Annotated in this window: 3 protein-coding genes; all 3 read left to right on the top strand. The window is 74.9% G+C overall.

Features of this window, described 5'->3' with window-relative positions; all coding sequences use genetic code 11:
* Positions 1-448: 448 nt before the first annotated feature.
* The 3 genes from ACFRFC_RS35500 (at position 449) to ACFRFC_RS35490 (ending at position 14,533) form a co-directional block, all read left to right on the top strand.
* Positions 449-2,719, top strand: coding sequence for an ABC transporter ATP-binding protein (locus ACFRFC_RS35500; protein WP_382692587.1), 2,271 nt, complete (start codon positions 449-451; stop codon positions 2,717-2,719).
* A 127-nt stretch (positions 2,720-2,846) separates the two neighbouring features.
* The gene (locus tag ACFRFC_RS35495; protein ID WP_382692589.1) at positions 2,847-9,479 is read left to right on the top strand and encodes an amino acid adenylation domain-containing protein; all 6,633 of its coding nucleotides are present in this window, start codon (positions 2,847-2,849) and stop codon (positions 9,477-9,479) included.
* A complete protein-coding gene (locus ACFRFC_RS35490; RefSeq protein ID WP_382692591.1) occupies positions 9,476-14,533 on the top strand; it encodes an amino acid adenylation domain-containing protein in 5,058 nt (1,685 codons plus the stop codon). Before ACFRFC_RS35495 ends, ACFRFC_RS35490 begins: the two co-directional genes overlap by 4 nt.
* Positions 14,534-14,626: the final 93 nt, after the last annotated feature.

Genomic DNA, 14,626 nt, shown 5'->3' with positions numbered 1-14,626 from the left:
TCGGGACCCGGGGGTACTCTCCGGGTTCCCAGGGGGTCCCGCCGGGCCACTCCGCCGGGCCCCCGGCCCCGGACCCCCCCCCCGCGGCGCCGCCCGGCGGGGGGGGGCCACGACCCGTCCGAACCGGCCGTGCGTCCGACTGCCCATTCGAGCAGGCCGAGTTGTCCAACCGGGCAATTCGGTCGGTTGGACGCCGCCGCGGCTCCAGCGACGCACGGAACCGTCCGGCCGGGCGGCGGTGCGGCATGCCGCCCGGCCGGACGGTATCCGGCCGACGAGCCGCCCTATCTTCCATGCCTAAAACCTCACTCTGCGTGCGTGGTTGGTCGGAATTCAGACAGGTATCGTCGGCCCCGGATCGCGAGACACCGGAATGGCCCGAGAACTCACTCCGCCCATTTACGGCCGCTGTTTCCCCGAATCCCTACCGCAGGAGGTTCCCTTCGACATGCTGGTCACTCAGACCCCCGGTGGGGTGATGATGAAGGGCGGCGACGATTCGGAGCCGTCCACGATCAGGCCGGGAACATCGCGGCGGGTACTCGCCTTTGTCACACCGCATCGCGCGACGGTGATCGCGCTCATTCTGGTCACCCTCGTCGATTCGCTCATCATCGTCGCGACCCCTCTGCTGCTGAAGGAGATCGTCGACAGCGGAATCCTGAAAGACGACTCCCAGGTCGTCCTGGTCTTCGCGCTGCTGGTCGCCGGACTCGCCCTGGTGGGCTCGGTGACCCAGCTCGCCCAGAGCTATCTCTCCGGCCGGATCGGCCAGGGCGTCAGCTATGACCTGCGGGTTCAGGCGTTCCGCCATGTGCAGCGCATGCCGCTGGCCTTCTTCACCCGCACCCAGACCGGCGCCCTCTCCAGCCGGCTCAGCACCGATGTGGTGATGGCCCAGCAGGCCCTCACCACCTTGCTGATGTCGGCGACCGGCGCCCTCACCGTGGTGCTGGTGCTCGCCGAGATGTTCTATCTCTCCTGGCTCGTCACCCTGATCGCTCTCGTCCTCCTCCCCGTCTTCTTCCTGCCGTGGCTCTACATCGGCCGCCGCCTCCAGGCGTATTCCAGGAAGCAAATGGAATTGCACGCCAACCTGAGCGGCACCATTCACGAGCGCTTCAATGTGCAAGGCGCCATGCTCGCCAAGCTCTTCGGCCGCCCGGCCCAGGAACTCGGCAAGTACGAGGGCGAAGCGGCGAACGTACGGGAAGTCGGTGTACGGCTGACGGTCTTCAGCCGACTGGCGTTCATTCTCATGGCCCTGCTCACCGCGCTCACCACCGCCCTCGTGTACGGCGTCGGCGGCGGCCTGGTCATCAACGGGGCCATCGGACTGGGCACCCTGGTCGCCCTCGCCACCCTGCTGGGCCGGCTCTTCGGCCCCATCACCCAGCTCTCCAGCATGCAGGCCAACGCTCTCACGGTGCTGATCAGCTTCGACCGGATCTTCGAACTCCTCGACATCAAGCCGCTCATCGAGGAACGCCCCGACGCCACCGCGCTCCCCGCCCCGAGCAGCGCCCCGGCCCCCGAGGTCCGCTTCGAGGGCGTCTCCTTCGCCTACCCCCGCCCCGAGGAGGTCTCGCTCGCCTCCCTGGAGAACCACCCCGGCGCCGCCGGCGAACGCACCCGGCCCGCCGACCAGGTCCTGCACGGCCTCGACTTCAGCGTCGCCCCGGGCACCCTCACCGCCCTCGTCGGCCCCTCCGGCGCAGGCAAGACCACCATCACCCACCTGGTCTCCCGGCTGTACGACGTGTCCGGCGGTACCGTCCGCATCGACGGCGAGGACGTCCGAGACCTCACCTTCGACTCGCTGCGCGCCACCGTCGGCGTGGTCGCCCAGGACGCCTATCTCTTCCACGACACCATCCGCGCCAACCTCGCCTACGCCCGCCCCGACGCCACCGAGGCGGAGCTGATCGAGGCGTGCGACCAGGCCCGTATCTGGGATCTGATCCAGTCCCTGCCCGACGGCCTCGACACCGTCGTCGGGGACCGTGGCTTCCGGCTCTCCGGCGGCGAGAAGCAGCGGGTCGCCGTCGCCCGGCTGCTGCTGAAGGCACCGGCGGTCGTCGTCCTGGACGAGGCCACCGCCCATCTCGACTCCGAGGCGGAGGCCGCCGTGCAGCGCGCCCTGAAGACCGCCCTGCGCGACCGCACCTCCCTGGTGATCGCCCACCGGCTCTCCACCGTCCGCGAGGCCGACCAGATCCTCGTCATCGACGACGGCCGGGTCCGCGAACGCGGCACCCACGACGAACTCCTCGCCGCCGGGGGCCTCTACACCCAGCTCCACACCACCCAGTTCAGCAGGTCCCCCGACGCCGTGCCCCACCCCCGCGACAACGGCCACCGCGAGGCCGACACCCACGAGCAGCGGCCGATGCCGGCCATCCGTACCCGAGGCGGCGGGATGCCCGGCGGCATGCCGGGTGGGATGCCGGGAGGAATGCCAGGGGGCATGCCGGGCGGCGGGCTCCGCCGCCGGGGTGGCGGCGGGACACCCGGCGGGACACCCGGAGGCGGTCCGGGCGGCGGCCCGACCGGCGGCCCTGGCGGCAACCCGAACGGCAACCCGACCGGCGGTCCCACCCGAGGCCCGGGCGGCGGCCCGAACGGCGGTCCGAACGGCGGTCCGAACGGCGGACCCGGCGGAATCCCCGGCGGCGGCAAGGTCCGTGGCCCGCGCCGACCGGGCGACGGAACTGCCTGACCGGCCTTGGGACAGGCCGTGACCGGTCCGACCCGCCCCAATCTCGACTGAATCGGCCGCAACCCGGCCGATCGGCACCACCAGCCCCAGAACCCCGCACATGCGGTCGCCCGTCGAAGGGGGAGACATGAACGGCACGTCGGTGGCAGCGCCGGGCTCGGTGCTGGAGTTGTTCCGCGCACACGTGGCGCGGACGCCGGACGCGGTGGCGGTCGTCCAGGGCGAGCGGCACCTGTCGTACGGCGAACTGGACGCCGCCTCCGACCGGGTGGCCGGGTATCTGCACGCTCAGGGCGTCCGGCGTGGTGACCGGGTGGCGGTGCGGCTGGAGCGGTCGGCCGAGCTGGTCGGCGTCCTGCTGGGGGTGTGGAAGGCGGGGGCGGCGTACGTCCCGGTCGACAGCGCCTATCCCGCCGAGCGGGTCGCCTTCGTGCTCACCGACTCCGCGCCCGCCCTGACGCTCGACGCGCCGCCGAGCCCCGGCAGTGGGGACGCGCCACCCCCGTACGACGGCCCGAGGGGTGACGATCTCGCGTACGTGATGTACACCTCCGGCTCGACCGGGACACCGAAGGGCGTGGCCGTGCCGCAGGGCGCGGTCGCCGCCCTCGCCGGGGACGGTGGCTGGCGGGTCGGTCCCGGGGACGCCGTCCTCTTCCATGCCCCGCACGCGTTCGACATCTCGTTGTTCGAGGTGTGGGTGCCGCTGACGGCGGGCGCCCGGATCGTCGTGGCTGAGCCGGGCATCGCCGTCGACGCGGCGGCGATACGGCGGCACCTCGCCGCCGGGGTGACCCATGTGCACGTCACGGCCGGGCTGTTCCGGGTGCTCGCCGATGAGGCGCCCGACTGCTTCGCCGGGGCGCGGGAGGTGCTGACCGGCGGGGACGTCGTACCCCCCGAGGCCGTACGGCGGGTGCGGGAGGGGTGCCCGGGTGTGCGCGTACGGCATCTGTACGGCCCCACGGAGTCCACGTTGTGCGCCACCTGGCACACCATCGAGCCCGGCGCGCACAGCGGCGCACAGCTCCCCATCGGGCGCCCCCTGGCCGGCCGTCAGGTCCATCTCCTGGACGACACCCTCCGTCCGGTCGCGCCCGGAGTGACCGGCGAGCTGTATCTGTCCGGCGCCGGGCTGGCGCACGGCTACCACCGGCGGGCCGGGCTCAGCGCCGAACGGTTCGTGGCGTCCCCGTTCGCGGCCGGACAGCGGATGTACCGCACCGGTGACCTGGCCCGCCGGACCGACGACGGCGAACTGGTGTTCGCCGGTCGGGCCGACGCCCAGGTCAAGATCCGGGGCTTCCGGGTCGAACCCGGCGAGGTGGAGACCGCGCTCGCGGCCCTGCCCGGCGTCGGTCAGGCCGTCGTGGCCGTCCGTGCGGACCGGCCCGGCGAGAAGCGCCTGATCGGGTACGTCGTCCCGGACGGCGCGCACGCCCGGCCGGAGTGGCTGCGCGCGGAACTCGCCCGGACCCTGCCCGACTACATGGTCCCGGCCGCCCTCGTCCTCCTCGACGCGCTCCCGCTGACCGTCAACGGCAAGGTCGATCACCGGGCCCTGCCCGCACCGGAGGCGGCGGCCACCACGACCCGCGAGCCCCGCACCCCGGCCGAGCGGCTCATCTGCGCGCTCTTCGCCGATGTCCTCGGGCGTGAGCGGGTCGGCGTGGACGACAGCTTCTTCGAACTCGGCGGCGACTCCATCATGTCGATGCAGCTCGCCGCGCGCGGCACCCGCAAGGGCGTCCGCTTCCGTGCCCAGGACGTCTTCGAGCACGAGACCCCGGCCGCCCTCGCCGCCGTGGCCACCCTCGAAGCGGGCGCGCGGCCGTCGGAACCCGATGTCCCGCTCCTCGTCCTCACCGCCGACGAGTCCGCCGAACTGACCGCCGACGTCCCGCGACTCGCCGAGGTCTGGCCGCTCACCCCGCTCCAGGAAGGGCTGCTCTTCCACGCCGCCTACGACGAACAGGGCCCCGATGTCTACGAGGGCCAGTGGGTGCTGGAACTGCGCGGACCGCTCGACACGGCCCGGCTGCGGGCGGCCTGGGAAGGGGTCGCGGCCCGGCATCCCACCCTGCGGGCCGGGTTCCACCGGCTCGGCTCGGGGCGGCTCGTCCAGGCCGTGGTGACCGACGTACGGGTGCCGTGGCGGGAGGTCGATCTGGCCGGGCTGGGCGCGGCGGACACCGAGGCGCGGCTCGCGGAGCAGGCCGAGCGCGAGCGCGCCGAGCGATTCGACCCCGCCCGGCCGCCCCTGCTGCGGCTGGTCCTGATCCGGCTCTCGGCCGGCGTGCACCGGCTGATCGTCGTCACGCACCACATCCTGTTCGACGGCTGGTCGATGTCCGTCGTCCTGAACGAGGTCTCCGCCCTGTACGAGTCCGGCGGCGACGCCTTTGGGCAGTCCGGCGGCGACACCTCCGGGCTGGGCCCTGCGCCGTCCTTCCGGGACCATCTCGTCTGGCTGGCCCGGCAGGACAAGGAGGCCGCGCGGACCGCCTGGCGGGCGGAGCTGGCCGGGGTGGACGAGCCGACGCTCGTGGACCCCCTGGGGCGGGCGGCCGACTCCGCGGCGGCCGGATATCTGACCCGGGCCCTCCCGGAGGAGTTCACCGCCCGCCTCGTCGCCTTCGCGCGGGCCGCCGGGCTGACCGTCAACACGCTGGTGCAGGGCGCCTGGGCGCTGGTGCTCGCGCGGCTGACCGGCCGTACGGACGTGGTGTTCGGCGCCCCCGTCGCCGCCCGGCCCACCGAACTGCCCGGCGTCGAGGGGATGGTCGGGGTGTTCATGAACACCGTGCCCGTCCGGGTGCCCCTGGACGGTGAGCAGCCGGCGCTGGAGCTGCTCACCGGCTTGCAGGGCCGCCAGTCCGCGCTGCTCGGCGCCCACCACCTGGGCCTGTCGGAGCTGCAACGGCTGACCGGTTCGCGCTCCGCCTTCGACTCGGTGCTCGTCTTCGAGAACTACCCCCGCGCGGTCGGCGACCCGGCGTCCCCCGGCGCCCTGCGCATGGAGCACCTCTCGACCGTCGAGGGCACCCACTACCCGCTCACCCTCGGCGTCGTCCTCGGCGACCGCCTGCGGCTGCGCCTCGCCCACCGGCTCGCCCTGTTCCCGGCGACGGACGCCGCGGCACTCGCCGACGCGCTGGCCCGGGTGCTGGAGCAGCTGGTGACGGACCCGTCGACGCCGGTGGGACGCGTGGAGGTGCCGCTGCCCGGGACGGGCGCCGGGTCCGACGCGCCCGATCTCTCCGTCGTGCCCGACCTCTTCGACGCGCCCGATCTTTCCGACGTGCCCGACCTCTCCGACGTGCCCGGTCTCTCCGGCTCCTCCGCCTCGCCGGGCTCCTCCGGTCTCTCCGGCTCCTCCGCCTCGCCGGGCTCCTCCGGTCTCTCCGGCTCCTCCGCCGCGCCCGGCTCCCCTGGCCTCTCCGACCCGTCCCACACCGCCCCCCTCCCGCCCCGTCACTTCGCCGCCCAGGCCGCCCGTACCCCGGCGGCCGTCGCCCTCGTCGCGGGTGGCCGGGAGCTGACGTACGCCCGGCTCGCCGCCGACTCCGGGCGGCTCGCCCGCCGGCTCGCCGGCCACGGGGTCGGGCCCGAGGCCCGGGTCGCCGTGCTGGCGCCGCGCTCGGTGGAGCTGATCACCGGGCTGCTCGCCATCGCGCTCGCGGGCGGGGCGTACGTACCCGTCGACCCCGAACACCCCGCCGACCGCATCGCCTTCGTCCTCGCCGACGCCGCGCCGCAGGCCGTGCTGTGCACCCCGGAGACCCGGGCGATGGTGCCGCAGGGGTTCACGGGGCCGGTGGTGACGCTGGACGGCGAGGAGCCGGACGCCGCCGGGGTGCCCGTACCGGAGTTCACCGCTCCGGCCCTCGACCCCGACCACACCGCCTACGTCATCTACACCTCCGGCTCCACCGGCACCCCCAAGGGCGCCGCCGTCACCCACCGGGGACTGGGGAGCCTGATCGCCGACCGCATCGCCCGGTACGGGATGGATTCCGGCACCCGTCTCGTCCAGCTCGTGTCGCCGAGCTTCGACGTGTCGATGGGGGACATCTGGCCGACGCTGTGCGCGGGCGGTCGGCTGGTGCTGGCGCCGCCCGGCGGGCACACCACCGGCGACGAACTCGGCGAGCTGCTCGCCGCGCACCGCATCACCCACGCCGTGCTGCCCGCCGTCCAGCTCACCCATCTGCCCGACCGGCCGCTGCCCGACCTGCGGGTGCTGGTGTCCGGCGGGGACGCGCTCCCGGCCGACACCCGGCGCCGCTGGGCGGGCCGCTGCGCGCTGTACAACGAGTACGGCGTCACCGAGGCGACCGTCGTCTCCACCGTCACCGCCCCGCTGGCCGAGTCCGGCCCGCTGACCATCGGCGGCCCGGTCGCGCGGTCCGGGGCGCACGTCCTGGACGGCTTCCTGCGTCCGGTACGGCCCGGGGTGACCGGCGAGTTGTATCTGACCGGGACCGGGCTCGCCCGGGGGTATCTCGCCCGGCCCTCGCTCACCGCCCACCGGTTCGTCGCCGCCCCGGGGACACCCGGCGGGCGGATGTACCGCACCGGCGACCTGGTCCGGTGGACCCCCGCCGGGGAACTGGTGTTCGTCGGGCGGGCCGACGAGCAGGTCAAGCTGCGCGGCCACCGCATCGAACTCGGCGAGGTGGAGACCGCGCTCGCGGACCACCCGGACGTCGAGCAGGCCGTCGCCGCCCTCCACGACCAGCGGCTGATCGGCTACGCGGTGCCCGCCGCCGGCCGTACCCCGGACCCGTCGGCCGTACGCGCCCACGCCGCCCGGGTGCTCCCCGACCACATGGTCCCGTCGGCCGTGGTGGTCCTGCCCGCGCTGCCCCTGACCCCGAACGGCAAGCTGGACCGCGAGGCGCTGCCCGCCCCCGACTTCGCCGCCGGAGCCGTCGGCCGGGAGCCCCGGGGTCCCGCCGAGGAGATCCTGTGCACGGCCGTCGCCGAACTGCTCGGGCTCGACCGGGCCGGTGCCGACGACAGCTTCTTCGCGCTCGGCGGCGATTCCATCACCTCGCTGCAACTGGTCACCCGGGCCCGGCAGGCCGGACTGGTCGTCACGCCCCGGCAGATCTTCGACGAGAAGACCCCGGAACGGCTCGCCCTGGTGGCCAAGCCGCTCGGCGCCGGTGACGGGGCGGCGGGCGTCGACGACGAGACGGGCGAGGTGCCCTGGACGCCCGCCGCGCATCTGCTCGGCGAGCGGATCACCGGCCGGGCCTTCGCCCAGTGGACGGTCCTCGCCACCCCGCCCGGCCTGCGCCCCGACGCCCTCGCCACCGCCCTCACCGCCCTCCTCGACACCCACGCGGCCCTCCGCGCCCGTATCGGGACCAACGGGAGCGCCGGGAACGCCGAGACCAACGGGAGCGCCGGGAACACCGAGGGCACGGCCGACGGTCTCGCCGCGCACCACCTGACCGTCGTCCCCCGTGACTCCGTCGACACCACCGGCCTCCTCCGCAGCCTGGACGCCACCGCCGCCCGTACCGCCGCCGAACTCGCCGACGCCGCCGAGGGCGCCGCGCGGGAGGCCGTGGAGCGGCTGGATCCGGCGGGCGGGGGCATGGTCCGGGCCGTCTGGCTGGACGCCGGGCCGGGCCGCAGCGGGCGGCTGGTGCTCGCCGTGCATCACCTCGCGGTCGACGGGGTGTCCTGGCGGGTGCTGGTGCCGGAGCTGCGTCAGGCGTACGAGGCCGCCGCCGCCGGGCAGCCGCCCAGGCTCGCCCCGGTCGCCACCTCGTACCGGCACTGGACCCGGCGGCTCGCGGCGGAGGCGCACCGGGACCACCGGGTCGCCGAACTGCCCGCCTGGGCCGCCCTGCTGCGCGACGCCACCCCGCTGCCCGGCGTGCTGCCGCTGGACCCCGAGGGGGACACGGCGGCGACCGTCCGCCGGGACACCTGGACGCTGCGCAACAACGACACCGCCACCCTCGCCGGCCGTACCGCGACCCTCTTCCACTGCGGACTGCACGAGATCCTGCTCGCCACCCTCGCCGGAGCCGTCGCGCACTGGCGCCAGGACCCGTACGCGCCGGTCCTGGTGCAGGTCGAGAGCCATGGCCGGGCCCCGCTGGACGGCGCCGATCTGTCCCGGACCGTGGGCTGGTTCACCAGCGCCCACCCGGTACGGCTCGACCTGGGCGGGGTGGACCTGTACCGGGCGATGGACGGGGAGGCGGCGGCCGGGCGGCTGCTGAAGACCGTGAAGGAACAGATCCGCGCGGTGCCCGGCGACGGCCTCGGCTACGGGCTGCTGCGCCACCTCAACCCCGGCACCGCACCCGTCCTCGCCGAACTGCCCGCCCCGCAGATCGGCTTCAACTACCTGGGCCGGTTCACCGCCCGCACCCGCCCCGGCGCCGACCCCGCCATCCCCTGGGAACCGGCCGGGCCACGCGCCCTGTACAGCTCGGACGACCCGCGCATGCCGGTGCCGCACGCGCTGGAGGCGGGCGCCGCCGTCCGTGACACCCGCCACGGGCCCCAGCTCACCCTCTCCCTCAGCCGCCCGGCCCGGGTGCTGGGCGACGCGGCCGTGGACACCCTCGGCCGGATCTGGCTGGCGCTGCTGCGCGGCCTGGCCGGCCACTCCGACCATCCGGAGGTCGGCGGCCACACCCCGTCCGACTTCCCCCTGCTCGACCTGGACCAGGACGAGGTCGAGCAGCTCGAAGCGATCGCAGCGGACCTCGAAGGAGGGCTCTTCCGGTGACGTCCACAACCCCGGTCCACGGCTCGGCGCTCGCCGAAGTCTGGCCGCTCTCCCCGTTGCAGGAAGGTCTCCTCTTCCACGCCCAGTACGGCGGCCGGGCGAGCGGCCCCGACCTCTACACCATCCAGCGCACCGACCTGCTGCACGGGGCCGTCGACGCGGGGCGGCTGCGCGCCGCCTGGCGGACCCTGCTGGAACGGCACTCCGCGCTGCGGGCCAGCTTCCACCGCCGTAAGTCCGGCCGGACCGTGCAGCTCATCCCGCGCGAGGTCGCCCTGCGCTGGCGGGAGATCGACATCTCCGACGGCGGATTCACCGAGGACGAGGCACTGACCGAGGTGCGGCGGCTGGCCGCCGAGGAGCGTGCCGAGCGGTTCGACCTCGCCAAGGCGCCCCTGCTGCGGCTGCTGCTCGTCCGGTACGCGCCCGACCGGCACTGGACCGTCATGACGTCCCATCACATCCTGCTGGACGGCTGGTCGATGCCGGTGCTGCTCACCGAACTCGCCGCCCTCTACGCGGCCGGCGGCGACCCGGCCGGGCTCGGGCCCGCGCCGACCTTCCGTGACCATCTCGCCTGGCTCGCCCGGCAGGACCAGGACGCCGCCCGCACCGCCTGGCACGCCGAACTCGCCGACGCCGACGGCCCCACCCTCGTCGCGCCCGCCGACCCGGACCGCGCGCCGGTGCTGCCCGAGAAGAACGCGCTGGCCCTCTCCGACACCCTCACCGGCGCCCTCGCCACCCTCGGCCGCCGTCACGGCCTGACCGTGAACACCGTCGTCCAGGGCGCCTGGGCGATGCTGCTGGCCCGGCTCACCGGCCGTACCGACGTGGTCTTCGGCGCCACCGTCGCCGGGCGGCCCGCCGAACTGCCCGGCGTCGAGGCGATGGTGGGCCTGTTCATCAACAGCGTGCCGGTCCGGGTCCGCCTCGACCCCGACCAGCCGGTGCTGCGCACCCTGACCGAACTCCAGTCCCGCCAGTCCGCGCTTCTCGCCCATCAGCACCTCAGCCTCACCGAGATCCAGCGGGTGGGCGGGCCGGGCGCGGTGTTCGACACCATGCTGATGTTCGAGAACTACCCGCTGCCCCCCGACCGGCCCTCCACCCCCGGCGCGCTCGCCTTCACGCACGTCGAGGGCCACCAGGCCACCCACTACGCCCTGACCCTCGGCGTCATGCCCGGCACGCCGATGAAGGTGCACATCACCTACCGGCCCGACGCCGTCGACCCCGACGTGGCCCGTGACCTGCTGGCCCGGCTGGTGTGGATCCTTGAGCAGATCGTCGCCGACCCGTCCGCCCCGGCCGGCCGCATCGGGCTCGTGGGACAACTGGAACGCGGCCTGGTCGTGGAGGGCTGGAACGCCACCGCCGGGGAGGACCCGCCCGGCAGCTCCGTCCTGGACCTCTTCCGCGCCCGCGTGGCGGCGGCCCCCGACGCGGTCGCCGTCACGTCGGGTGAGCGGCACCTGTCGTACGGCGAACTGGACGCCGCCTCCGACCGGGTGGCCGCGTATCTCCACGGGCGGGGCGTCCGGCGTGGTGACCGGGTGGCGGTGCGGCTGGAGCGGTCGCCCGATCTGATCGGCTCGCTGCTGGGGGTGTGGAAGGCGGGGGCGGCGTACGTCCCGGTCGACAGCGCGTATCCCGCCGAGCGGGTCGCGTACGTACTGACGGACTCCGCGCCCGCGGTGACGGTCGACGCGGTCGACGTGCACGACGGGGAGCGCGTTGGCGTACCGCCGGTCGTCGAGAGCGCCGGGGACGATCTCGCGTACGTGATGTACACCTCCGGGTCGACGGGGACGCCGAAGGGGGTCGCCGTGCCGCACGGGAGCGCGGCGGCGACGGTCGGGGAGCGCGGCTGGGGCGTCGGCCCCGGCGACGCGGTGCTCTTCCACGCCCCGCACGCGTTCGACATCTCGCTGTTCGAGGTGTGGGTGCCGCTGGCGACCGGCGCCCGGGTGGTGGTCGCCGAGCCGGGCGTCGCGATCGACGCGGCGGCGATACGGCGGCACATCGCCGCCGGGGTCACCCATGTGCACCTGACGGCCGGGCTGTTCCGGGTCCTCGCGGAAGAGGCCCCCGACAGCTTCACCGGCGTGCGCGAGGTGCTGACCGGCGGTGACGTCGTCCCCCTGGAGGCGGTGGAGCGGGTCCGCGCTGCCTGCCCTGAGGTACGGGTACGGCATCTGTACGGGCCCACCGAGGTCGCCCTGTGCGCCACCTGGCATCTCTTCGAACCCGGGGAGGAACAGGGCGAGGTGCTGCCGCTGGGACGGCCGCTGAACAACCGGCAGGTGTATGTCCTCGACCCCTTCCTCCAGCCGGTGCCGCCCGGGGTGACGGGAGAGCTGTATGTCGCCGGGGCGGGGCTGGCCCGGGGGTATCTGGGGCGGGCGGGGCTGTCGGCGGAACGGTTCGTGGCGTCGCCGTTCGCCGCCGGGGAGCGGATGTACCGGACCGGCGACCTGGTCCGCTGGACCACCGGCGTCGAACTCGTCTTCGTCGGCCGGGCCGACGCCCAGGTCAAGATCCGGGGCTTCCGCGTCGAACTCGGCGAGGTCGAAGCCGCGCTCGCCGCCCGGCCAGGGGTGGGACAGGCGGTCGTGGTCGCGCGCGAGGACCGGCCCGGCGAGAAGCGGTTGGTGGGGTATGTGGTGCCGGGCGGGGGCGAGGCGCTTGGCCGGGCTGCCGGGGCCGTGTCCGCTGGGGTTGTGGGTGGGCTGGATGCCGAGGGCGGGCCTGGCGGGGAGGCCGGGGGGCTGGACCGCGAGGTCGTGCCTGCCTGGGTGGCCGATGGGCCGGATGCCGAGGCCGCGCCTGCTCGGGCCACCGATGCCCTGGACCCTGAGGCCCCGCCCGCTCGGGCTGCCGACGCCGTGGATGCTGAGGCCGGGCGTGCCCGGGAGGCTGGGACGATGGAGCCGGAGGCTGTGCCTGCTCGGGGCGCGCATGCGCTGGACTCTGAGGGCGCGTCTGCTCGGGCCGCCGACGCCTTGGATGCCGAGGCCGGGCGTGCCCGGGAGGCCGGGACGCCGGACCCGGAGGCCGTGCCCGTTCGGGGCGCCGATGCGCTGGACCCGGAGGCCGTGCCCACCCAGGTCGCCGAGGACCCCGACCCCGACGCCCCTGCCCCCGCCCCCGCCCCCCTGGACCCCGAGGCCCTGCGCGCCCAGCTCGCCGGCGTCCTGCCCGACTACATGGTTCCCGCCGCGCTCGTCGTCCTCGACGCGTTGCCGTTGACCGTCAACGGCAAGGTCGATCACCGGGCGCTGCCCGCGCCGGAGTTCGCGTCCGCCGTGAGCCGGGAGCCGCGTACCGCCGGCGAGAAGCTGCTGTGCGAGCTGTTCGCCGAGGTGCTCGGGCGGGAGCGGGTCGGGGTGCGGGACAGCTTCTTCGAGCTGGGCGGCGACTCGATCATGTCGATGCAGCTGGCCGCGCGCGGCACCCGCCGGGGCGTGGTGTTCAGCGCGCAGGACGTCTTCGAGCACGAGACCCCGGCCGCCATCGCCGCCGTCGCCCGCCTGGACACCGACGGCGACACCGACCGCGACGGCGACACCGGGCCCGTACCGCCGACCCCCGCCGTCGCCGCGTCCGGCGCCGTCGCCGCGCGCCCCGGGTTCGCCCAGTGGACGGTGGTCGGAGCGCCGCCCGCGCTCGGACTTGAGACCCTCACCGCCGGGCTCGGCGCCCTCCTCGACACCCACGACATGCTGCGCGCGCGGGCCGAGGACGGGCCCGTGCTGGTGGTCGGCGAGCGCGGCGCCGTCGACCCCGCCGAGCTGATCTCCGTACTGCGCGTGACCGACCCCGGCGAGCTGGACGGGGCCGCCCAGCGGGCCGCCCGCGCGGCGGCGGGACGGCTCGACCCGGCCGCCGGCGCGATGCTCCGGCTGATCTGGGTCGACGCCGGACCCGACCACGTGGGCCGGCTGGTGTTCGTCGCCCACCACCTGATCGTGGACGGCGTGTCCTGGCGGATCCTGCTGCCCGACCTCCGCGCCGCCTGCGAGGCCGCCGCCCAGGGCCGTACTCCCGAAACCGCCCCCGTCGGCACCTCGTACCGGCGCTGGGCCACCCTCCTGGAGTCCGCGGCGCTGCACCCGGACCGGGTCGCCGAACTCGACGGCTGGCGCGGTCTGCTGCGCGACGGCGACCCGCTGATCGGCACCCGCCCGCTCGACCCGGCCCGCGACACCGCCGCCACCACCGAACGCCACACCTGGACCCTGCCCGCACCCCAGGCCAGGGTGATCGTCGAACGGACCCCCGGCGTCTTCCACTGCGGTGTCCACGACGTGCTCCTCGCCACCCTCGCCGCGGCCGTCGTAGAGTGGCGCACCGGGACGGGCCGGGACGTTCGGGATGTTCCGAATGTTCGGGATGTTCTGGTGGATGTCGAAGGGCACGGCCGTACGGCGCTGTCCGGCGCCGAACTCTCCCGTACCGTCGGCTGGTTCACCGGCGTCCACCCGGTCCGTATCGACCTCGAAGACCTCGACCTCGGCGCCGCCGCGAACGGCGGACCGGCGGCGGGCGCCCTGCTGAAGGCCGTCAAGGACCAGACGCGGGCCGTCCCCGGCGAGGACGGCCTCGGACACGGCCTGCTGCGCCACCTCAACCCCGACACGGCGGCCGTGCTGGCCGCGCTCCCCACCCCCCAGGTGGGCTTCAACTACCTGGGCCGTTTCCCCGCCCCGGCGCCGGACGTCCACCCCTGGCAGCCCGCCGGGCCCCAGGCGATCGGCGGCTCCAACGCCCCCGACATGCCCGTCAAGCACGTCCTCGGCGCGGGCGCGGTCATCCGCGACAGCGCCGCCGGACCCGAACTCTCCCTGCTCCTCGCCCATCCCACGGGCCCGCTCGACACCGCCGCCGTCACCCGCCTCGGCCACACCTGGCTACGGCTCCTCGGCGGTCTCGCCGCCCACACCACCGACCCGGCGGCCGGCGGCCACACCGCCTCCGACTTCCCGCTCCTCGACCTCGATCAGGACGACGTCGATGAGCTTGAGGCCGAGTTCGCCGACGAGGCTCCGTAGCCGTCCGCTCACGGCCCACGGCCATCGATCCACCGCCGCCAGTCCCGCCGCCCCGCCCCGTCCGGCCCCCGCACGTCTGTGAGGAGAGTTACG

It is taken from the genome of Streptomyces sp. NPDC056734 (assembly GCF_042790455.1).
Taxonomy (GTDB): Bacteria; Actinomycetota; Actinomycetes; order Streptomycetales; family Streptomycetaceae; genus Streptomyces.
This window is presented reverse-complemented; position numbering and strand designations above follow the sequence as displayed.

Coding starts and splice junctions, on each gene's coding strand:
- ACFRFC_RS35500 (WP_382692587.1), top strand. CDS start 449: ATGCTGGTCACTCAGACCCCCGGTGGGGTGATGATGAAGGGCGGCGAC.
- ACFRFC_RS35495 (WP_382692589.1), top strand. CDS start 2,847: ATGAACGGCACGTCGGTGGCAGCGCCGGGCTCGGTGCTGGAGTTGTTC.